The sequence below is a fragment of the Methanosarcina hadiensis genome (assembly GCF_046529725.1).
Classification (GTDB): Archaea; Halobacteriota; Methanosarcinia; order Methanosarcinales; family Methanosarcinaceae; genus Methanosarcina; species Methanosarcina hadiensis.
The window spans coordinates 4,024,167-4,046,087 of record NZ_CP136241.1; the positions used below are offsets into that span (position 1 = coordinate 4,024,167).

The following is a 21,921-nucleotide window of genomic DNA, read 5'->3' on the forward strand; positions in this document are numbered from 1 at the left end:
AATTCAAAAGCTTATCTAATTCTCTCGTTTTTAAAGGACAAAAAGGATATTTCTGCCATTACAGATGTCCAAATTATTTTTTTATTGTTTTTTCTTCCAACAAAAATATATTCTTATAAACTTGTCTATATATTTACCTATGATCTATTTACGAATTCTTTTAAAAAGAGGGCCCGGTAACAATTTATTATATATAAATATGTTGGCTATTTTTATGATTCTTTTTATCCTGAAAGTCTTCAGATACGGGTTAAGCTCAAACTTTATATTTTTCTCTCTGGTATCCAGGAAGTTATCATATATTTATCTATTTTTTAATACAGTATGCGGTTTAAGCTGTTAACTTGTATCACAAAAGAACTTTATATCTGATATCCTTGCTTAATACGTGATTTTCGGAGCTTCATCTTTTGCTGGCCCCCTTCAGGAGCTGAGGGAAAACGTGGGGTCCATAGAACTGTATGTCCCTAAACTCGGAATTTACAACAGTCTCGCACTTGAAAAGGAAAAACTTGAATGTATCCTTGACGAAATATCAACACATAATTTCGCGGGTACTGTGCATGCTCCATATTCTGCAGCAGATCCCAGATATCCTGCATCCCTGCAGGTAGATACTGCGAATATGGGAAAAAGAGAGTTTACTCTTCTTGAAGAGTCCATGGAAATTGCAAGCAGGATAGAATCACATGTAGTTGTTATCCACCCTGGGAGGATCGGGCTCGATAGAGAAAAATCCTTTGATTCAATGGTCAGTAACCTCGGATCACTGGCTACTCTGGCTGAGAATTACGGAGTAACACTTGGGCTTGAGAATAAAGAAGGAACGGACTCCTCTAATTTCTGCTGTAAAGCAGAAGAACTTTCCCGAACCATCGAAATTGTTAATTCGGACTATCTTAAAGCAACTCTTGATATTGGCCATGCAAACTTGACCTGCGGAGGCAACCCTGAAAAACTCAAAAACTTTGTTCGGATTCTGAAAAAAGATGTCATTCACATTCATTTGCATGATAACAGTGGGAAGTGGACAGAAAAATACGATGGAGACGAGCATATGGCACCAGGAAAAGGATGTGTTGATTTTTCCGCCCTCAAGGTGCTTTCAGACTACAGGGGTGTCTACAACCTGGAAGTCTTCTCTCTGGAAGATGTCCGTCTCGGAAAAGAAGTCGTTGAAAAAGCTCTGTATTCCTGAAATTTTAAGTTCCAAAAAAAGAAATTAAGGCAGGGTTCTCTAAAGAATTCCTGCCTTATGTATTCAAATTTAGGTTAGTAAAAGTCAACTTTTAATCCTTTCTGGCCAAGCACTTTCTTTAGCTCTTCATAGGCTGTAAAAAGCTCTTTTCTCTGCCTTCCCACGGTTTCGATTTTGGGTTCGGCTTTGAGCCAGATGTCCTGTTCTCCGCTTCCTCTTGTAACAGCTACGCAGGCGAGCATGTCTCCATGGGTCAGCCTGTATATGGAGTCAAGCCCTGTAGGAGTTACCCATGCAGGAGAACTGCTTTTCAGCTTTTCTACAAGTTCGTGCCAGTTGAGAGTTCCTGAAGTCCTGAGATTAAGCTGAAGGTGGGTGCGCTCCCCTGCGACTTTCTCATTAATGTTTTTAAGAAATACACTGTACGAAGGGTCTGCCTCATTGATCTCGCTTATCTCATAGCGGGTAAGCTCTTCTGCTTCTTCCTCGAAGAATGGTGCAAGATTAACCCTGCTTGAGGGCTTTGTCATCATGGAAACCCCAAAGAATGCAATTGCACTCAGGCCCATTCCTACAATAACACCGTGGCTCATAAGAGCGGGATGTATGGTCTCAAGATAGCTGGGAGCAAGGGGAGAGGTTTTTACAAGGTCCAGAACTACAAGGGCTACCTGGACAATAAATCCGATCACCATCCCTGCAAAAGCTCCTTCTTTTGTCGCTCTTTTCCAGTAAAGCCCCCCCATGAGAGGGAAAAAGTAAGAAGCGCTTGCAATAAAGGTAGCAATATGGATTGCATCTATAATATTGGGAATCACGAATGAGCCAGCAGTTGCAGCGAGTACGATAATGAGCACACTGATCCTGTTTACAACGAGCATCTCCTTCATTGTAGCATCAGGCTTTATGTATCTCTGGTAAATGTCCCTTGAAATGCAGGAAGCTCCAGACGTTGCAAAGGTGTCAGCACAAGACATGGAAGCTGCTGCAAGCCCTATTGCACTTAGAGCTACAATCAGGGGAGCAGAAGCAAAACGCTCACTGATAAAAGCAAGAAGCGCAGGCTCTGCCTGTGCCATGCCTGCAGGAAAGCCCATTACCGGGATCTCCGGGTATATGGAACTTAGAGCTATTGCAATTATAGCACATGCTGAGAAAACTATGGTGATCATAAGAGACCCTATGACCATCCCTGTACGGGCGGATTTCGCATCTCTCGCAGCCCATACCTTCTGCCAGGGGTCCTGTTCTGTAATCCATCCCGGAATAATGGCAAGGCAGAAGATCAGAACCATGGGAAGGCCTATTGATAAGGGGTTCCACCATACATCGGGCAGGCTCCCGAAGAGTTCAGAGCTGCTTATAGCAGGAGTGTTAAGATCTCCATCTGCCACTGTCCCTACTGCAGCAAAAGCCATTGCTATTGTGAAAAGAGAGAGGAACGTGAATTGGATGACATCTGTCCAGACTACTGCTGAAAGGCCGCCAAGGGTTACGTAAATGGATACTGCAATTGCAACAATAGCTGCAGCATAAAAGGGATCAAGCCCGTAAAAGACCTGAAGCACCAGGGAAAGTCCAGTAACATCTGCTACGGCAAAAAGAATCATAACTACAGTAATAATTAAGGCAATCGGCCATCTAACTGCACTACCATAACGCTGTTCCAGAAGTTCAGGCTGGGTAATTGCAGGCAGATGTTTGATTTTTCCCACAAGTACTGCAATAACAAGTAGGGCAATAATATTTGGAGCTACAAAAGCCCATATAGATCCCATTCCCTGAAGCATAAAATACCCTACAACTGCAAGAATTCCACCTGCCGTTAACCAGGACGCTGCGGCTGAAAATCCCAGGGCTCCAGGTCCTATTCTCCGGCCGGCAAGCCAGAAGTCTGTAACTGACTTTTGTCTACTATTAAAATACCAGCCAACAGCCACAAGTCCGGCTATGTAGACCGCAAGCAATACTAAGAAGATATTATAACCATCCATGAGGGCACCTTTAAAAAGATTAACTAATGTATAATCCATACTATCCATTTTATAGAAATTTTCTGAAATATCACAATTATTCTGGAGTACTTTGTTTTTATATATTCTCATTCTATTAAATGTGAATAAGTAAATTTTACTTCGATTCTACTATTTATTTATTCCTGCAATGCTTTACGAGCCCCTTTTTGTAAATAAATTCAAGTAAACTTGTGTTTAACTCATTTTTAATTTCTGAATTCTTATTTTGGATTCCTATTTTGAATTCTTATTTTGAATCTTATTTTGAATTCTTATTTTGGATTCTTCTTTTAATCCTATTTTAGATTCTTATTTTGAATCTTATTTTGGATTCCTATTTTGGATTCTTATTTTGAATCTTATTTTGGATTCCTATTTTGGATTCCTATTTTGGATTCTTATTTTGATCCATAGACCGTTACTTTCCGGTTTCGGGTTTAATTGTAAGCATAGGGTGGGAACATCAGCGGTTGATGTTTCCGATAAGAAAGGGAAGGAGATATAGTATTTGCCTTCCTGGAGCCTGAAAACATAGTTTTAAGTAAAACTTCCACACAATCCAGCATCAGAAACTCCCTGTAAGGCGGGTTACGGAAACCAAACATCTGAAACTCCTGTGCGGAAAAGGTTGATTGCGGAATCACTCGAATGGTTTTATAACCTACATTCAATAGTTTTCTAACTACGGTCCGCAGAAGAAATGGCATTCCTCCGGGTATCCGGCTTATGCCCGGTCCAGGGTAAGTTTCGTATATTCCGCTGAAAAGGTGAAGGTCTGTGAAAGCTAAAACAAAGCTCTGGTTTACCGAAGATGGAAAAACGGTAATGGGCGCTGGTAGAGCTGAGTTATTAAAAACAATTGACGAAGAACGCTCCCTTCGAAAAGCCTGCCAGAAACTCGGAATCTCTTACAAGCATGCCTGGATGATGCTTAAGAAGATGAATGAAGCTCTTGGCGAGCCTGCAGTGATTACTGTACGTGGAGGAAAGGAACAGGGCACTTTCCTGACTGACCTCGGAAGAAAACTGCTGGTTGAATACGAGACTAACAAAAAACTGATCAATGAAGCCTTAGGAGACGAGACCTCCTGGGAAAACGTAAGTTTTAAGCTTTCTGCAAGAAACAGGCTTCCAGGAAAGGTGATTGAAGTAGAGAAGAGCGGGCTCGTCTCGAAGCTTACAATCGAAATTGAACCTTCAATTTTGACATCGGTAGTTACGGAAGAAGCAGTCGAAAAGCTGGATATAAAGCCCGGAGACCGGGTTTATGCAGTTATAAAATCCACTGAAGTAATGGTTGCAAAAGATGTCGGTGAAAAAGAGTCTTCAAATCCAGGTTCAAAAAAGTCTGATCTCGCAGACTGATACTATTTTAGGTTCAGTGTATGTTTGAGATCTCTATATTCCAGCTGCAAAAAAAGGGATAATATGTGCCTGTAAGAATACAGCACAGGCACATTTGCTCTCAGGTTGGTAGTTTAATAACTGCCAGTTTATTTTTAATGCTGTTTTTTCCTGAAAAGAACGAGGCATGCTGCAAGGATCATTGCAATACCTGCACCTATCATCCCATATCCTGGAAGAGATTCTTCTGCTTCCAGAACTTCTGTGTTGATTTTTACCGTATCTGAAATCTGGTCGTGCCCGTCTGCGTCTTCATATAGAATCTCACTGCTCAGTGAGTACAGCTTTGGAGTTGCAGTTTCATCCACATCCATATCAAAAATAGCAACAGCTTCTTCTCCAGGGTTCAAAGTCCCGAGATAAGCCTGGTCATCGGTTGTACTGAAAGGATCAGCTGCACTGAGCCTAACGGTTGCATCCTTTGCAGGTTCTTCTCCTGTGTTTTTGTATGTGACGCGGAGCATTCCGCCTTTATCAGGATAAAGGTCGCCTGTTACATTTGTGACTGCAAAATAAGGTTCCTCTTTGACTTTTATGTATATGGTTTGAGTCTGAGTCTTATTTTCGTACCAGATGCCTACGTCCTTATTTCTCACAGTGCCTGTGGCAGTGTCATATTCATCTCCTCCAAGCTGAACATTGTTCTGGTACTGGTATGCAAGTTCAAGAGTCAGAGGGTATGTGCCTGCAGAAGCGTTTTTATTGATCTCTACAGTGAACTTTGTAGGGCTTGAGCTCTGTTTTCCCTGTTTGAGGGTACCCGCTTGCTGGGCTCCGGATTTGACCTTAATATTTGGATCATCAGATTTGAGGGCTGCAAGAATGCCTACTGCTGTTGTAACCTGCGACTCATACTGCATTTCCGTCTGCTGGAGCACAAGATCCAGTGATTCCCCAAATCTTACGTTCTTATCAGCCTCAAAGCCTGTGATTGTGCCCTTGTTCATCATTTCGATATTAAGGGTTACAGTATCTCCTCTGGAATACTGGTTATCTCCAATAAGCGTTGCATTAAGGTCAGGGCTTCCATATACGTTGTAATAATTCTCGCTGATGTCGAAATTTCTTGGGAAAGCAGCCTGTGCCGGCAGGACTGCAGAGCAAAGGATCAGAAGGGCTGTAATAGTAGCAAATAATCCATTTTTATTCATTTTCATCACCTGATGCATTCTCTTTGCTTGATGCACTCTCTTTGCTTGATGCACTCTCTTTGCTTGATGCATTCTCTTTGCTTGATGCACTCTCTTTGCTTGATGCACTCTCTTTGCTTGATGCACTCTCTTTGCTTGATGCATTTCTATCATTCTTGTTTCTTTTCCGGTGCATATTCATGATCTGGTAAAGGGCGATAACGATAATTAGTATGATTGCTATGCCTGTTATGCTGAATTTTTTCTCTGTAGCTTCAAGTGGTATACTCACCTTCATGCTTTCTGAAAATGAGGTTTCTCCGTCTTCATCTACGTATTTTATTTCACTGTTGATTCCGTAATTTTTTACAAGGGCTTCCTGGTCTGCCGAAATCTTAAAACTTGCAGTTTTTTCTTCACCCGGACCAATATCCCCAAGCCTTACAATGGACTTCTCGGTACTCAGGGGACTCATAATAATTATTCGAGCCAGGGCGTCTCTTGCTACTTCTTCCCTTGTGTTTTTATAGGTAACATTAATGAGTTTGCTTTCTCCCTGCACAAGGCTTCCGGAGACATTGGTTACTTCGAATTTTGGTCCGCTTTTTACGGAAATGGGTATTCTGAGGATTTCATTCTTCTTTTCATATTCTCTCGAATATTCCACACCTGTAATTCCGAAATTTACTGCATCCGCAGTTACGGTTTTGACGTTTTTCTGGTATTGATAACTCACAGGCAGGAGAAGTTCATAATCTCCGGCAGGTGTATCGCTATTTATTTTTATGGTGTAACTCAGGGTTTCTGTATCCCCTGTTTCAAGTTCTGCCACGCTCCGGAGACTGGCTGTTGGCTCTACCTCAATATATTTAGTTCTCGATTGGAGGGCAGCCTCAATATCTTTTGCCGTTGTGACTTCTTTTTCTTCTTCCATTTCTGCCAGTGCAATTGTTTCCTCAGTGGAGTCGTTAATTCTTCTCTGGTTTGCATTCAGCCTCTTAAAGCCGTCTATTACTCCGGTGTTTGCAATTTTTACCTTAAGGTCTATTGTTTCTCCCCTTTTTAATTCGGGATCTCCTGTGACTGATGCCTTTATAACCGGCTCTCCATAACTTTTGTAGTAGTCTACCGTAAGGCCCTTATCCAGAACAAGGAAATTCGTTTCATCGTCGTTCCCGAGGGCTGGAAATGCAGTCACTGATACAATTAATAGAATTAACGCAAACGAAGTAATTTTCCTAATCATTTTTTGCCTTAATTTTCCGGGCACTCGTATCATATCTCGGCCCCCTGAATTTGTTTTTTTGTCTCTATCTGTTTTTCTGCTGCCTTATCCCCTTTTCTTTTGTCGCGCCAGGTATCAAGCAAGACCATAAGTGGCGGGAAGACCACAAAGGTTGCTAAGAGGGCCAGCACAATATCTATAACCGTAACCATTCCAAAGTCAGATATCATCGGGAAAGGGGAAGCCAGCAGTGCCATGAATCCGAATACGGTTGTAGCCCCTGAAGCAACGATTGCGCTTCCTATTTTGGAACTGGCCATACGGATTGCTTCCATAGGGTGCAGCCCTTTTTCTTTCTCTTCAAAGTAACGTTCCATCATGAGAATAGCGTATTCGGATCCGACTCCCAGAATCAAAGCTCCCAGAGTTGCTGTTAAAGGAGTGTATTCGATGTTAAGATAGCTCATTACCCCGCCTGACCAGCCGATAACTATGACCATAGGGATAACAGGGACGAGAGCCTTCACCCAATCTCTGTAAACAACAAGGAGGCCTATGAGTACGAGAACAAGACCGAGGAAAGTCATTGCCACTCTCCCGCTGGTAAGAGCAGTAATCACTTCTGTGAAAACGACACTATTTCCTGTGATCGTGACGTCTGCCCCTGGTGGGGCTGGCATCCATTGTATATCCTGCTCAACAATATCCGTTAGTTCCTGAATACCTGTTACCTTGATATCTGCAACCGCATTTCCTATATTGAAGTTAAGAAGGAGCATATTTTTCCCATACATATAGCGGTCTTTTTGGTACTCAGGGATTTCTGAATAAACATCTTCTATCTCCTGGCTGGTATCAGGAATTACTCCTTCATTATATTCCTTTACGAGGTCTACAATGCTCGAAGCGCTGTAAATATGTTTATTGGATGCCACTTCGTGTTTGGAAAACCGGTCCATCCACTTCAGGACATCCGGGTTTGCATTATCCTCAACCTTAATGATCAGATTCAGTTCATCAGTTCCGCCCATTACAGCCCCCATATGCTTGAGATCCACAAGGGCAGGCATGTCCTGAGGCACAAAAGTCTGAACATCAGTCTGAATAGGTACTGACTGATCAAGGTAGAGTCCGCCAAAACAGAGTATGCATGCAATTCCCAGTACAATAACATCGTATTTGATTGTCAGATTCGTAGTTTTCTGGAGAATTCTTCCTATCAGGCGGTCGCTTTCTCCCTTTTCTTCGGATTTTTTCTTTTTTTCCGGACTTGAAGGCTTTATCTTTTTTATTAATTTCGTCAATGGACTCCTGTTTGAGTAACTATCAAATATTGAAAGTGTTACAACCCCTACGAATATTGAGGCAAAGTAACACATGATAATGCCTATAAAGAGTAACTTTCCGAAATCCTGGATCATAGGTACTGAGGATGTGAAAAGTGAGAAAAAGCCAAGTGCTGTCATTGCCAGGGCTATAAGGACAGCAGGACCTGTATGTTTTATGGTTTCTATTACTGCTCTTGTTTTATTCCCTTTATCCATAATTTCTTCTTCAAGCCTGTTATGGAACTGAATTGCATAGTCAATCCCTACGCCTATAAGGATAGGAAACGCAGACATGGTAACCATCGACATCGAAATTCCGATGTAACCCATAGCTCCAAAAGTATAAACAATGCCTAAAAGAACCACTGGTAAAGGAAGAAGGCACCAGCGGACATGTTTGAATACAATGAGCAGTACAATAAGCATGAAAATGGCGGAAAGCCCCAGAAGAACTCCCATACTGGAATTCATCTCGTAATTCATGGAGATGCTGAATGCCGGGTCGCCTGTAACAATGATATTATAAGAAGGTGGAAAATCTGAAAAAGAAACCGCATCTTCTGTGGCAGTAAGGATATCTTCCTGAGTTCTTTCACTGGCTGAGCCAGCCATGACTACAGAAATAAGCATATGGGTATTGTCAGGAATAATCTGGCCGAAAATTTCAGGATTTCCATCTATTATTGCTTTAATTTCTTCATCGGTTTCCGGAAGTTCATTTCTCCCTGTCATCTGGTAGTTGACCATTTTAATAAGGGAGGCAGGACTTGTAGTCTCAATTACTCCATCTGTTGCTCCTATCTGATGTTCAAGCCTATCTACGGCCTTCATCAGGTCAGCACTCCTCACATCATTGCCTTCTACCATTACCACGATGGATTGTGTCTGAAATATACTCTGATAAAGGTGATCATAGTCCTGGTAGAGAGGAGAGTCTTTGCCGACAAAGGTTTCCGTTCCTGATTCCATCTCTATTAACTGTGCTCCCTGTGTTGATATGATTATGAACAGGAAAGCTATCATGAGTACGGAAAAACGGTTATTTTGAACAAAAAACCCCAGTTTTTCAAAAGATTCTTTAATAGTTGATTCCTCTCTGAGTTTTTAGTATGAAGCGCAATTCAGGAACCTTGACTTCAATTTTCAACCTGCCGATTTTTTTTCTTTGGGCTGGAGGTTCCCTCCTCAGACCTGCTAATATATATTTTCTCTAATATATACTGTCTGAATAGTTATATAATGTCCTTTAAGCTGTCTGGTATTATATTTAGAAAAGATTTAAATCTATTGTTACTTTAGGGGTAACAGATGTTATCACAAATCGATCTCCGGTTAATCCGAAACCTTGAGACGCTTGGGCTAACTGAGAATGAAGCTAAAGCGTATGTGGGGCTTGTCAGTTTGGGAGAGGCTACTGCAAGGGAAATTCATGAGCTTACGGATGTGCCAAGAGCCAAAATATATGAGATCCTTAAAGTGCTTGCGAAAAAAGGTTTTCTGGAAGTACGACAGGGTACTCCAACTTATTTCCGGGCAGTAGACCCAAAACAGGTAATCGGAAAAATAAAGGAAGAATTTCTCAGTTGTGCAATTGAGGCACTTGACCAGCTTAATGAACTGAGATACGAACTTCCTAAGACTTCTCCTGTCTGGTGTATCCAGAGTGAGTGGGGAATAAAAAATAGAATTCGCCAGATTCTCAGTGGAGTAAAGGAAGAGCTAATCGTTTTCTCGTCAAGCCCCAGGTTCTTTCAGGAATTTGAAGCCGAACTGAAAAGACTGGAAAAAACTTGCCGGTTAACCCTGATTGTAAGCGAACCTGACAGGTTCAAATCGCTGCCATTTGAGTTCCGAGAAACCACCAGAGAGTTTACCGAATTCATAAACAATATCATAATTGATGGGATTCGGTACGATGAAGAATTTTTTTTGATGGCGGATGGAAAAGAATCAATAGGAGTCCATAGTGCAGGAAACAAAAGAGAAGCAGTTGTAATCAAACTCCCAGTCGTTTGTTATATGCAAAAAATGATTTACGACAGAGTGCTTGAGCCAAGTTTTGTTAAAAAGGATCTTAAACCTGCCTGAAAAAGAGAATCACAAACCATCCTGAAAAGCTGGCAGTTCTGCCTCCAACAAAGAGCCTCCCTGAGGGGGATCAGTGCTCAGGATACTATTAATATGATCCGATATGATTTGAAAACAGGTTGGTTCTCTAACGGATTCTTTTTCACAAATACAGGGAATGGAGTTCAGCAGGTGTACATATGAACAGTGTAGATATCGAAGGCATCAGAATTCAATGGTTAGGACACTCCGGTTTTTTGCTTGAAGGGGACGGCAAAAAAATATATATCGATCCGTATCAGATCGGTAAAGAACCGGCTTTTGATGACAGGGCAGATATTCTCCTTATTACGCATGAGCACTCTGATCACTGCAGCCCTGAAGACATTCGCAAGGTCCGAAAGTCCGATACTACCACCCTTATTCCAGAAAACTGTTCCCTTGAATTCAAGGGGGATGCAAGAAGGGTCGCGGAAGGAGATATCCTTGCAGACGGGCTGGAAATCAAAGGCATCAGAATAGAAGTGGTCCCTGCATATAACCCTGATAAGCCCTATCATCCAAGAGGAATCGGGATCGGGTATATAGTAGAACTTGCTGGGCTGAGAATATACCATGCAGGAGATTCTGACTTCGTCCCGGAAATGGCAAACATTAAAACTGATATCGCTCTTCTGCCTGTCGGGGGCACGTATACTATGGATGAAGAAGAAGCTGCCAGCGCAGCAGCAGTTATGTCTCCCGGTTTTGTCATTCCAATGCACTATGGGTCGGAAGGAATTGAAGCAGATCCCGAAAAGTTTAAAGCCCTTGTACACAGCAAGAACCCGGATATTAAAGTGATAGTTCTTGATACATGACTTTCACTTTCTCAGAAGGTTGAGACATGATCCCAATAGTAACCGGAAAAGCCAAAACTCCAGGACGATTTACCAATGCCTAAAGCAGCGAGGAAAAAGCAGAAAAACCTTATTCAGGATATAGCTGTCCAGCGTATGTGGAGGCTTTTTGAGCTTGCAAAAGCAGAGTTTCCAGAAAACCCTGAGCGCAGCAGGCATTACGTGCAGCTGATACGAAACATATCAATGAGGAACAGGATCAGTATCCCAGGTGAAATCAAAAGAAGGATTTGCAGGCATTGTTATTCGCTTCTTATGCCCGGGCAAAATGCCTGCTACAGATTGAAAGAAGGATTTATTGTCATCTCCTGCAAGGACTGCGAGAAAGAAATGAGATATCCCTATAAAAAGCTAAAATAAAAACCAAGTTTATGTCAGGGTTAAATGGGCAGTAATGTTAAAGCCTCTTTTATGACAAAGGTAAAAAACAGGATCACTGTCATAATCTTAAGGTCTGAAAAAACGTTTCTGTAACCCATTTTACTGTCCGGTCCCATCTTCATTTCAAAGGTTACGGGACAGTTTTCACAGGAAGCAGTTCCGCACTTATATCCATGGCTTACTTCTTCCTGCTGGCTCAAAATTACTTTTCTGAAGCTACCCTCTCCATTATTGTCTGTGATGGATTGAATATTATTGATATCTTCGGGCATATCTGCAGGTTTTTTTCAATAAAATAAACGATATGTGAACATTATTTGATTTCTGATAGTGTTTTATATGAACACTATTCTTGATTTCCGATAGAATTTTGCTTTTATGAGTCTCGTCAGAGAAACTCAAGTTCAGGGTTTTGCAGGCGCTTCCTGGCCTCTCATTTTTTTAATTGCTAAAGCTATCTGTTTTGCAATAACTGACTTCGGACCTTTGTCATCTATAAGCACTCTTCCGCTAACCTCCCACCAGGATTTGGGATAGGCTTTCTCAGGCTCCACTTCAGGGTTCAGGCCCAGCTGTCTGGCAGCTTCTTTGATTTCATTCAGGTGCGGCTCTTTGACAGCGTTTTTTCGGGAAATTATCCTTCCGCTGCTTCTGGATTTTGTCTGGTCGATATACGCAGGCCAGATTACAAGTTTTCCTTTATCTCTCATCATCATGCTATCTTCGTCCTAAACATCATGCCATCTTCGTCCTAAATTGTTTTCATCAAATTTAAAACTGCCCGGAAGCTTTCGTAATTTCCGAATTCTTTATTTCTGAATTTCTTATTATTTATTAGAAAATATTATTTTTGCAGTCTTATTACCTGTAATTATTTATCTTTCCCGGATAATTTCTGCACGGTGTATTCATGATCCCTGCATTTTCAATTGATGAAAAAGTCAGAGCCTATATCAGGAAAAGTGGAAAGGACTTCAGGCTATCTACTTCCCCGGATGGCCCCGTACTCCTCCCACTTGGAGAGGTCTCTCCAAAACCTTCCGATATGAAAATTCTCGTTGGCAGCAATATTCTTTACGTTTCCAAACTTCAGGCAAAATACATTAAAAAAATTGACTGGTCAATGGTGGAAAGGTACTTGAATTCTTCAGGAGAACCAGAAACCTGAACCTGAAATTCTGAACCTGAAAATCTGAATCTAAAAACCTGAACCTCATGAAAATTAGTTAAAGAGGTACAATTCAAAGTTAAAGAGGTACAATACAATTTTGATTCTGGTAGATTATTGATCCTGATATATTATCCGTTTTGTTTATTAAGAAGAGAGAGCATAGGATAAAACTACCTGTAATGATCCTGCAGCTTTTGCCTGGAGCTGAAAAATCGCTGCAAAATGAGAAGAGATCGTTCAAGCCCAAGGGAGAATTCTTCCGTGAAAATGAAAACAAAAAACATGTTTATACTCCTTGCCCTGCTGGTGGTCTTCATGTCTGGCTGTATTGACCAGAAAAGGGAGATCACTCTGGAAGAGCCCGGCAACATTTCCAGCTATGAGTATGAGGTTTTTCTAAATGATTCGAATAATGAGACTCTGGCAAATACGACCACTTACTATATTCTGGAAGACAAAGTCGACGTACAGGCTGTCCATCTTGTCATAAACAGCAGCGAGCTTGAAATCTTTCCTCCCGAATCCCTTGGAGGGGGTTCTGATGAGGAACCTATTAAGAACTTTGTGCATCTCGTGGAACCTACAAACGTAACCGTTGCGGATCCGGACACCTTTATGAGGCTCTCAAACAGCACCAATGTTTCGGAAATGAATTATACTCTTACTCAGGACGTCGTCCAGGGAATGAGAGTAGTAACCCTCGAGTTTGAGGAACCTGTCACAGGTTTTATTGCATATACTCTTGAGACTCCAGGAACCCAGACTTTTACCTTTATGAGACCAGACTCCGAGTTCATCCGTGTAGTTCTCCCTGAAGGGTATGTTACCGGTAACAGGGTTTTCGGTATAGCAAGACCTTCACCTTCCAACACAACTATTGACGAAGAAGGAAGGCAGACTCTTCTGTGGATTTCTTCCGAAATGAGGGAACGTGAGGAAGCTATTCAGGTTAAGTATTATACTGAATCTGCGCCCATGTATTTCTTTGCTGCAATTATAGCTCTGCTGGCAGGGGTTGTTATTGTGCTTACACGCTATTCCAGAAGCAAAAAGGAACTGGAAAGTGTAAGGGAAATCTTCGAGCTCGAAAAGGAATACGACGAGAAGAAAAAACGAAAAAATAAATAATTAAAGGATAGAAATTCTTCTTATTATCTTTTCTATTTTTAGCAAAATATGAATTTATTCAGACCATTAGACAATTATTTATCCAATGTTTGCATATTATTACTTGTGAAGGCGTGGGGAAATATCCGGCAAAAATTCCTTAAATCCTTAAGATCTGCACCAGAAGGTTTCTCTCCTATTGTCGGTTCCCTTCTCCTTCTACTAATCACCTTTATTCTTGCAGGGGCTATTATTAGCAGTTTAAACCTTTCTGGCAGCAGAACAAACCTTCAGCCTCCCATTGCAGATATAGAGCTTAAATCCTGTGAAGGAGGACTTTATGGGACAGGACCGACAAGCAAATGGGTGACATTTAAGGAAAATCAGATTGTTCTTATGCATGATGGGGGAGATTCTCTTTCACTAGATTCTATCTCAATAAAAATTTTCGGGTATGGGAATTCTTTTCAGGGAAACATTTCTAATGGGACTGGAAAAAGAGCTGAAGGAAATTTAGAGGTTCTTTACCTGGATTTAAGCTCCAAAGGGAAAAATTCCACATGCTATGCTGTCAACAACAATGCTACTCTTGCAGACGGGTCGTGGGATGTCGGGGAAAGGCTTGTTCTTTGCGGGCAGGATAGCCCAAAAAAGTCCATTAAATCCAGTGTAATAGTCAGTGTAAATGGGAACGATAACACTTCTGACAATTACGGTTTCAAAGCAGGTACTGAAATAACCCTGAAAATTATTGATAATAGAGGCAGAAATGTTATTGCTGAAAGAAAGGCTACTGTCAGGCTCGCAGATTAATTTACATAAACTGTACCGATAATTAATGAAATAAGTAAAAGAACGGAGCTAAATTTTTTTCTTCGATATGCAATCACCAGTAATTCCTCTAAGGTTGCCCCTCAAAGGTTGGAATGATTTAATTTCTATTTTTAAAGAAATCGCAGGAACTTTGTAAAGTTTCAATTTTTCTTTTAATTATATTTTAACACTTATTTTCGCAAAGAATATTTCTTAATTTTTTTACAATATTCATTAATAAATAACCTGAGAATCATATCCGTTATGTTCAAATATACATTTCTAACTAAAATATATTTTATCTGGAGGAGAGTATGAGAAAAGCATTTTTTATTTTGATAATCCTGTTAAGCGTGTTCCTTGCAATAGGGTGCACAGGTACCGAAGAGCAGCCAAATACTACAACGATTACAGAACCGAACGCTACAACAGCCACCTCAAAACTGATAGTTTCTACCACTACCAGTTTAGAAGATACAGGGCTTTTAGAAGAAATAGAAGCGGCATTTGAGGATAAATATCCTGGGGTAGACGTACTTGTCATATCCGGAGGTACGGGAATAGCCATACAATACGGTGAAAGAGGAGATGCTGATATTCTTCTCACTCATGACAAAAGCCGGGAAGAAGAATTTGTAAATAACGGGTTCGGTACAAATCGTACGGAAATAGCATATAATTATTTCTGGATTGTGGGGCCTGAAGATGATCCTGCGGGAATAACAGGTCTTAACGCTACAGAAGCGTTTACTAAAATAATGGAAGAAGGCCAAAATAATTCCGACCTGGTTAAGTTTGCATCCCGCGGGGATGATTCCGGTACACATGCAAGGGAGAAAAAAATCTGGGAAAGCACCGGAGTAAGTTATGGTGAAGTTAACAGTTCGGGTGAATGGTATATTGAAAGCGGTAGAGGTATGGGAGAAACCCTTTTGCTTGCCAACGAACAGGATGCCTATACTTTAACCGATTCCGGAACCTTCCTTGCATATACTAACGACGGAAGAATTGAGGTTGTGCCAATAGTAACAACAGGCGATGAACTGCTTAATGTTTATGCAGCAATGCCAGTAAATCCGGAAAGACATTCAAATGTTAATTATGAAGGTGCTCAGAACTTTGTAGATTTCCTTATCTCTCCGGAAGGGCAGGAAATAATCGGAAATTATGGTAGTGAACAATACGGGGAACCGCTTTTCACCCCAATATCCGGGGGTTTGCCATCCTGAGGATGGATTTAACCCTTAATTATTTTTTAACCAAAAATTATTTTTAGCCGGAAAAATCGGAAAAACTGACATAACTGCATAAACTATAAGATCACTAAATTACAAGGTGTATCAAGTTCAGGTGGTCGTTTGAATGAAATTATCCAGGCAATTTTTCAGGCAATAGAGCTAATAGCAGAATTTGATCCAAAACTGATCCAGATAACGAAATTAAGCCTTTACATTTCGTTAACTGCAACACTTATAGGTTCCTTAATAGCGATTCCCATAGGCGGAATAATCTATTACTATGAGTTTCGGGGAAAACGGACCATAATAAATCTGATCCAGACCCTTTACAGTGTCCCTACTGTTCTGGTGGGGCTTTTCCTTTTTCTGTTGATATCCCAGCAGGGCCCTTTCGGATTTTTAAAGCTTCTTTTTACTCCCACAGGAATGATAATAGGGCAGATATTGCTTATACTGCCTCTTCTCATTGGATTTACTATCACTGCCCTTGTTGGGGTCAGCACCCAGATAAAAGAATTAGCAATATCCCTGGGTGCCAGCACATTTCAAACAATAATTACCATCATAAAGGAAGCCCGTTATGCTATAATGGGGGCTGTAATACTCGGTTTTGGAAGGGCGATCTCAGAAGTGGGAGTTGCCATACTTATTGGGGGCAATATCAGAGGTTTTACAAGAACTTTTACCACTGCCATATCCCTTGAAACATCCAGAGGAAATCTTGTGCTTTCAATAGCATTGGGATTTATACTACTTTCTCTGTCTCTAACAATCAATTTCTTATTGAATTATTTGCAGGGTAAGGATTAATTTATGAATAACAGTTTTCAGGTTTAACTATGCATATAATGGAATTGGAAAATGTTTACAAAAATTACGGAAAACTCCAGGTTCTCAAGAATATTGACCTGCAAATAGAAAAGGGGACCAGCACTGCTCTTGTCGGACCAACCGGATCCGGAAAAACTGTTATGCTCAGATTAATTGATTTACTGGAAAAGCCGTCTTCAGGAACTTTATATTTTAAAGGTACCGATGCCAATGAATCCAATAATACCAGGCTGGAAGTAAGACGGCAAATTGGAATGGTTTTTCAAAAGCCTCTTGCTTTTAAGGCAAGCGTTTATGATAATATTGCTTATGGCTTGAAAGTCAGGGGAAGAAAAGAGAATATGGACGGGAGGATCAAAGAGCTTCTCGAATTGATTGGTCTTTCAGGCTACGAGAATAGAAACGCGCTTAAATTATCGGGCGGAGAAACTCAAAGGCTTGCGCTTGCAAGGGCGATGATTACGGATCCTGAATTGCTATTGCTGGATGAACCAACTGCAAATCTTGATCCTATCTCTAAAAAGAAACTTGAAGAACTGATCCTGAAAATTAACCGTGAATCCGATACAACTATTATAATGACCACTCACGACCTTCTACAGGGCCAGAGGCTTGCAGACAGGATGGTCATACTTTATAATGGCGAGATCCTTCAATCCGGAACACCTGATGAAATATTTAGAAAACCGAAAAACAAATTTGTGGCTAATTTTGTCGGCATTGAAAATATAATGAGTGGGAGTATTGAGGAAAGTTCGGATGGTTTGGCAAAAATCAAAACAGATTCCATAAATGTTTTTGCTGTGACTGAAAAAGAAGGTAAAGTCCATTTTTCTATAAGACCTGATGAAATCACAATATCCCTGGAAAAAGTACAGACCAGTGCCAGAAATACGATTCAGGGCAAAGTTAATGACATAATTGACACGGGATCACTTATAAAACTATTAGTAGATGCCGGTGAATTGTTCACTGTTTTTATAACACGTGAATCCCTTAATGAGCTCAATATTTCTATCGGAACCGATATCTGGTTATATTTTAAAGCATCTGCTGTCCATGTTTTTTAACTTATACATTATTAACTTATTTTTTTAAAAATCCTTAGTTTTTGAAAAAATATCCTTTTTATGAGCTCATACCTAAACCAGTTTTATTCCCATAGCAAGATCACAAATTGTAGATCAGAAGAACTAATTTCAAATTTTGGGATTACCTCTATAACATAATGGCTAGCCAGCCCTGCAAAATCAGCCGCCGTGAAACAACATCTTCTTTGTTCTCTTATTCCTTATTTCATGAAAAAGAATCTCTTCCTGATCGATAATTTTATAAAATACTTATCTATATATTTTATGCGCAGGAGCCCTATCTTCGATTCATAGATATGTTGATCTTAACATATCTGGGAACTTCCTGGGTTATAGCTGGTTTTTTCTGTTCCGGCTTCATGAGGGATTTTTATTTCTTAAATGGAATTCCCCTTAGTCCTTAAGAATTGATTAAAATCTATAAACTTTTTAAAAAGTTATCTATAAATACTGTGTATCCTTCTGCGTTATGTTATAATTTACATAATAATTTCTCTAAATAACCTGACTGTCTAGCATTTACTTTATTTGACTCGTCTATATCAACGTCTCTAGCGTTATGTTTGGTCAAACATAACGATGGGACCCACGGCGGTGTACACATTGCACAAGAATTCGGATCAAGAGAAACACAATATGGCAGCAATTCTGAAGCAGGTAAAGGACCCTGAGCTGCTTTCGCAGATTGAAAAGGTCGTCCCCTTTCATGGCTTCCTGACCTCTGGGGCATTAATCGGCATCCAGATGCTCAATATTGCAAAACGGGAGCTCAATGTCCGCAACGGGGAACGCATATACGTGACCTGTGAAACGAAAAGCTGTATGCCTGACCCCTTCCAGATCCTTGCCGGAGCTACCATAGGAAACAACGGGTTAAAGATTAACAACATGGGGAAAATGGCGGTCACTGTAAACAAACAGGCGCCTGAAGGAATGCAGGGCATAACGGGTGTCAGAATCTATCTCGATCCTGAGAAAACAAAGGACTTCCCCAAACTCCACGCCTGGTACCTGAACACTGAAAAGCTCCCCCATGAAGAAGTAGTGCCAGTCCTCCTGAAAGCCGGTGAAAAAGTGTATTCCTGGAAACCTGTAGATCTGGAAGTTCCTGTAAGGCAGAAAAAGCGGATACAATGTTGTAAAAGTTGCGGTGAAATGTTCATTCAACACGGTAATGAGCTGCTGTGCGGCGGATGCACAGAATAACGTTGAGAGGTAAGTAAAATGCAAAATGAGATGCGATTGTCAGTCTTTTCCGAGAAAAAAGACCGGCAGCTGGTCTATAAGCCTGAGAGATGCATTGGCTGTGGGACCTGCGTACAGGCATGCCCCAAGGGCTCCCTTTCTATTGGAGCTTTGGGAGCTGTAGCTAGAGGGCTCCTGGATGCTGATTTCCTGGAAATGACAAGGAGTGAAGAGTGCCTTGTCTGCGGGATTTGTTCAAAAGTCTGTCCCACAGGTGCTCTTGAATTGAGGCAGGAAGGGAAATCCATCACAGATATGTCCTATGTCTCAAAGGCTACGAAACCGACCTCAGTAAACGAAAACTGTGTTCACTGCGGGCTCTGCGAAGATATCTGCCCACAGGGCTGCATTGAGGTAACCAGGGAAATTTCAATGGACGGAAGCCTGAAGCTTGCAGGAAAAACTCATATCGATACCGAGTGCTGCGTCCATTGCGGTTGGTGTGCTGCTGTATGCCCTGTAAATGCGATTTCTGTGGAAAAGCCCTTTTCAGGGAGCTGGGCCAGGGATGAAAGTGTCTGTCAGACCTGCCACACCTGTATTGACATCTGCCCTGCAAACGCTATCTTTAATAAAAAGGCGAAGTCCGGAGAAAGAGTTGAAAAGATGTCTCACAGGCCAGACGCCTGCATTTACTGCGGCGCATGTGCGGTTGCCTGCCCTGTTGACGCCATTGATGTCCGAAAAACCGCAATTCTGCCGGAAATGGAGAAAAAGGGTATCCTTGAGAAAAAGCTGATTGAAGTCCCTGTTCCCGAAGACACGCTCCGCACCCGCCTTGAAACAGACGATAATGCTTGCCTGGGCTGTGGGAACTGCGTGATCGTCTGTCCGGTAAATGCTCTCGACAGCCGCGAACTTGCTGCCGGCTACCTGTATGAAATGGACGAAAAAGCTATCCTTGAAGTCAGAAACGGGAAAGTTTCGGTCGTAAACCAGGAACGCTGCGGAGGAGATGGGACCTGCGCCCTTATCTGCCCTGTTAATGCGGTCTGGCTTGTGAAAAAAGAGGTGGAATAAATGGCAGGAACAATTGCAATCAAGAACGGATATGTCTTTGACCCCCTCAATGAGATAAACGGGGAGAAAATGGATATCTTCATCAGGGACGGAAAGGTCGTAAAAGAGCTTTCCACAGCTGAAATGAAAACATCAAAGGTCATTGATGCCTCAGGAATGACCGTGATGCCCGGAGGGGTTGATTCCCATTCCCACGTTGCAGGTGCAAAGGTTAATGCCGGAAGGTCAATGCGCCCTGAAGACCATTATAAAACAAATCTTAAGAAAACCGCACTCACCCATTCAGGCTCAGGCTACACAGTCCCTTCCGTCTACAAACAGGGGTATGATTACGCAGCAATGGGTTACACAACTGTTTTTGAAGCTGCGGTTCCCCCTCTTGAAGCCCGTCATACCCATGAAGAGATGCGTGCAACCCCTCTCCTTGACATGGGTGGGTACCTGGTCCTCGGAAACAACTTTTTCCTTATGCGCTACCTCCGGGACGGCGATATGGAAAAGGCTACTGCTTATGTTGCCTGGATAATGAAAACGCACAAGACTTATGGGATCAAATGTGTCAACCCCGCCGGAGTTGAAAACTGGGCCTGGGGTAAGAACATAAGTGACCTTGACGAAGCCAACATCCATTTTGAAATTACTCCAAGAGAAGTCATTAAAGGGCTTACCGAGATCAATGAAACTCTGGGCATGCCGATGCCAGTCCACCTGCACGCAAATAACCTGGGTCATCCTGGGTGCTATGCGATTACTAAAGATTCTCTTAAAATTCCTGATGGGGTAAAGACAAAGCAGAACATGGATGTGGAATGGGCAGAAACCAAAATGGACCCTTCAAGAGACCGTTCCGTATACCTCACCCACCTGATGTTTAACAGTTTTGCAGGCACAACATGGGCAGACTGTGAATCCGGTGTTAAGGATATTGCAGACTATATAAACAACAAAGATCACGTTGTAATCGACAGCGGATGTACTCCCTTCGGAGAAGCAACGGTTATGACCGGAGACGGGCCTGCCATCCACGACCTTTATACCCTTACAGGAAACAAGTGGTCGAACACTGACGTTGAAATGGAATGTGGTTCAGGCGTCCTTCCCTTTACTTACCTCAAGTCCAACCCTGTGCACAGCCTGCAGTGGGCAATGGGGCTTGAATGTCTCCTGCTTATCAATGATCCGTGGAAGACCATCATGACCACGGACAGCCCGAACGGGGGGCCATTCACGAAATACCCTGAGGTTATGACCTGGCTCATGTCCGGGGCTTTCAGGAACCAGACGTTCAGCGAATGCCACAAATGGGCAAATGACAGGAGCGAGCTTGGAGGCGTAAACCGTGAACTTTCCCTCTATGACCTTGCGATCCTGACAAGAGCCAACCCTGCAAAGACAATAGGCATGGTCCACAGAAAAGGTTCTCTCGGTGTGGGCGCGGACGGAGATGTTACAGTTTACAACATAAACCCGCAGCAGCTTGACGCAAACAATTACGAAGCCCTCCTCAGGACCTTCAGGAAGGCGGAATACACCGTGAAGGGCGGCGAAATCGTGGCTGTTAAAGGAGAGATTGTTTCCCTGCCTGAGAAGCGGACTTACTACTCAGAGGTGCATGTAGAAAACGAGCGGGAAAAAGAGATGCTGGCTGACGTAAAGGAGTGGTTCAGGTACTACACTCTTGGTTTTGCCAACTACCCGACTCCGGAGAAATACCTGGAAAATCCTACTCCCATACAGGTTAACGGTGAGAGGTGAGGC

General features: G+C 42.0%; 21 protein-coding genes. 14 read left to right on the forward strand and 7 right to left on the reverse strand.

The genetic code is table 11. From position 1 onward, the window contains the following. Nucleotides 1-388 precede the first annotated feature (388 nt). Nucleotides 389-1,198, forward strand: a complete 810-nt coding sequence (locus RSJ42_RS17315; RefSeq protein WP_410508471.1) for a sugar phosphate isomerase/epimerase family protein — start codon at nucleotides 389-391, stop codon at nucleotides 1,196-1,198. A 74-nt stretch (nucleotides 1,199-1,272) separates the two neighbouring features. Here RSJ42_RS17315 and RSJ42_RS17320 read toward each other — a convergent pair whose 3' ends face one another. Continuing rightward, the gene (locus tag RSJ42_RS17320; RefSeq protein WP_410508472.1) at nucleotides 1,273-3,192 is read right to left on the reverse strand and encodes a sodium:solute symporter family protein; all 1,920 of its coding nucleotides are present in this window, start codon (nucleotides 3,190-3,192) and stop codon (nucleotides 1,273-1,275) included. Between the two features lie 458 nt (nucleotides 3,193-3,650). Continuing rightward, complete coding sequence (locus tag RSJ42_RS17325) at nucleotides 3,651-3,920, reverse strand: hypothetical protein (RefSeq protein WP_410508473.1); 270 nt, start codon at nucleotides 3,918-3,920, stop codon at nucleotides 3,651-3,653. A 70-nt stretch (nucleotides 3,921-3,990) separates the two neighbouring features. Here RSJ42_RS17325 and RSJ42_RS17330 point away from each other — a divergent pair, with 70 nt between their 5' ends. Next, nucleotides 3,991-4,578 (forward strand): TOBE domain-containing protein, encoded by a 588-nt coding sequence (locus tag RSJ42_RS17330; protein ID WP_410508474.1) that lies wholly within the window; start codon nucleotides 3,991-3,993, stop codon nucleotides 4,576-4,578. Between the two features lie 134 nt (nucleotides 4,579-4,712). Here the strand turns inward: RSJ42_RS17330 and RSJ42_RS17335 are convergent, their stop codons facing one another. From RSJ42_RS17335 to RSJ42_RS17345, 3 genes are read right to left on the reverse strand one after another with little or no spacing between them, the layout of a single operon-like run. Continuing rightward, the gene (locus tag RSJ42_RS17335) at nucleotides 4,713-5,768 is read right to left on the reverse strand and encodes a COG1361 S-layer family protein (protein ID WP_410510411.1); all 1,056 of its coding nucleotides are present in this window, start codon (nucleotides 5,766-5,768) and stop codon (nucleotides 4,713-4,715) included. Further along, nucleotides 5,761-7,026 (reverse strand): COG1361 S-layer family protein, encoded by a 1,266-nt coding sequence (locus tag RSJ42_RS17340; RefSeq protein WP_410508475.1) that lies wholly within the window; start codon nucleotides 7,024-7,026, stop codon nucleotides 5,761-5,763. The genes RSJ42_RS17335 and RSJ42_RS17340 overlap by 8 nt, the downstream gene beginning before the upstream one ends. Next, nucleotides 7,023-9,323: a hydrophobe/amphiphile efflux-3 (HAE3) family transporter gene (locus RSJ42_RS17345; RefSeq protein ID WP_410508476.1), complete on the reverse strand. Its 2,301-nt coding sequence runs from the start codon at nucleotides 9,321-9,323 to the stop codon at nucleotides 7,023-7,025. Before RSJ42_RS17345 ends, RSJ42_RS17340 begins: the two co-directional genes overlap by 4 nt. A gap of 285 nt (nucleotides 9,324-9,608) precedes the next feature. Between RSJ42_RS17345 and RSJ42_RS17350 the strand changes: the two genes are divergently transcribed. The 3 genes from RSJ42_RS17350 to RSJ42_RS17360 all read left to right on the forward strand — a co-directional run bounded on the left by RSJ42_RS17350 (nucleotide 9,609) and on the right by RSJ42_RS17360 (nucleotide 11,626). Continuing rightward, nucleotides 9,609-10,388, forward strand: a complete 780-nt coding sequence (locus RSJ42_RS17350; protein WP_410508477.1) for a TrmB family transcriptional regulator — start codon at nucleotides 9,609-9,611, stop codon at nucleotides 10,386-10,388. 179 nt (nucleotides 10,389-10,567) lie between these two features. Further along, nucleotides 10,568-11,227: an MBL fold metallo-hydrolase gene (locus RSJ42_RS17355; protein ID WP_410508478.1), complete on the forward strand. Its 660-nt coding sequence runs from the start codon at nucleotides 10,568-10,570 to the stop codon at nucleotides 11,225-11,227. Between the two features lie 75 nt (nucleotides 11,228-11,302). Next, nucleotides 11,303-11,626: a ribonuclease P protein component 4 gene (locus RSJ42_RS17360; RefSeq protein WP_410508479.1), complete on the forward strand. Its 324-nt coding sequence runs from the start codon at nucleotides 11,303-11,305 to the stop codon at nucleotides 11,624-11,626. 20 nt (nucleotides 11,627-11,646) lie between these two features. Here the strand turns inward: RSJ42_RS17360 and RSJ42_RS17365 are convergent, their stop codons facing one another. Continuing rightward, nucleotides 11,647-11,919, reverse strand: coding sequence for a hypothetical protein (locus tag RSJ42_RS17365; RefSeq protein ID WP_410508480.1), 273 nt, complete (start codon nucleotides 11,917-11,919; stop codon nucleotides 11,647-11,649). A gap of 132 nt (nucleotides 11,920-12,051) precedes the next feature. Continuing rightward, complete coding sequence (locus tag RSJ42_RS17370; protein ID WP_410510412.1) at nucleotides 12,052-12,357, reverse strand: signal recognition particle protein Srp19; 306 nt, start codon at nucleotides 12,355-12,357, stop codon at nucleotides 12,052-12,054. Between the two features lie 200 nt (nucleotides 12,358-12,557). Between RSJ42_RS17370 and RSJ42_RS17375 the strand changes: the two genes are divergently transcribed. The 9 genes from RSJ42_RS17375 (at nucleotide 12,558) to RSJ42_RS17415 (ending at nucleotide 21,918) form a co-directional block, all read left to right on the forward strand. Continuing rightward, nucleotides 12,558-12,815, forward strand: a complete 258-nt coding sequence (locus RSJ42_RS17375; protein WP_410508481.1) for a hypothetical protein — start codon at nucleotides 12,558-12,560, stop codon at nucleotides 12,813-12,815. Nucleotides 12,816-13,085: 270 nt separating this feature from the next. Beyond that, nucleotides 13,086-13,946, forward strand: a complete 861-nt coding sequence (locus tag RSJ42_RS17380; RefSeq protein ID WP_410510413.1) for a DUF5803 family protein — start codon at nucleotides 13,086-13,088, stop codon at nucleotides 13,944-13,946. 105 nt (nucleotides 13,947-14,051) lie between these two features. Beyond that, nucleotides 14,052-14,738 carry a type IV pilin gene (locus tag RSJ42_RS17385; protein WP_410508482.1) on the forward strand — a complete coding sequence of 229 codons (687 nt, stop codon included), beginning with the start codon at nucleotides 14,052-14,054 and terminating at the stop codon, nucleotides 14,736-14,738. A 314-nt stretch (nucleotides 14,739-15,052) separates the two neighbouring features. Further along, on the forward strand, nucleotides 15,053-15,967 hold the full coding sequence (locus RSJ42_RS17390; RefSeq protein ID WP_410508483.1) for a substrate-binding domain-containing protein: 915 nt from the start codon (nucleotides 15,053-15,055) through the stop codon (nucleotides 15,965-15,967). A gap of 129 nt (nucleotides 15,968-16,096) precedes the next feature. Next, complete coding sequence (locus tag RSJ42_RS17395; protein WP_410508484.1) at nucleotides 16,097-16,786, forward strand: ABC transporter permease; 690 nt, start codon at nucleotides 16,097-16,099, stop codon at nucleotides 16,784-16,786. A 29-nt stretch (nucleotides 16,787-16,815) separates the two neighbouring features. Continuing rightward, nucleotides 16,816-17,877 (forward strand): ABC transporter ATP-binding protein, encoded by a 1,062-nt coding sequence (locus tag RSJ42_RS17400; protein ID WP_410508485.1) that lies wholly within the window; start codon nucleotides 16,816-16,818, stop codon nucleotides 17,875-17,877. A gap of 657 nt (nucleotides 17,878-18,534) precedes the next feature. Further along, a complete protein-coding gene (locus RSJ42_RS17405) occupies nucleotides 18,535-19,104 on the forward strand; it encodes an FmdE family protein (RefSeq protein WP_410508486.1) in 570 nt (189 codons plus the stop codon). A gap of 18 nt (nucleotides 19,105-19,122) precedes the next feature. After that, nucleotides 19,123-20,163, forward strand: a complete 1,041-nt coding sequence (locus RSJ42_RS17410; protein WP_410508487.1) for a 4Fe-4S binding protein — start codon at nucleotides 19,123-19,125, stop codon at nucleotides 20,161-20,163. Further along, entirely contained in the window at nucleotides 20,164-21,918 is a 1,755-nt protein-coding gene (locus RSJ42_RS17415) for a formylmethanofuran dehydrogenase subunit A (RefSeq protein ID WP_410508488.1), read from the forward strand. It abuts the gene before it with no gap. Nucleotides 21,919-21,921 lie beyond the last annotated feature (3 nt).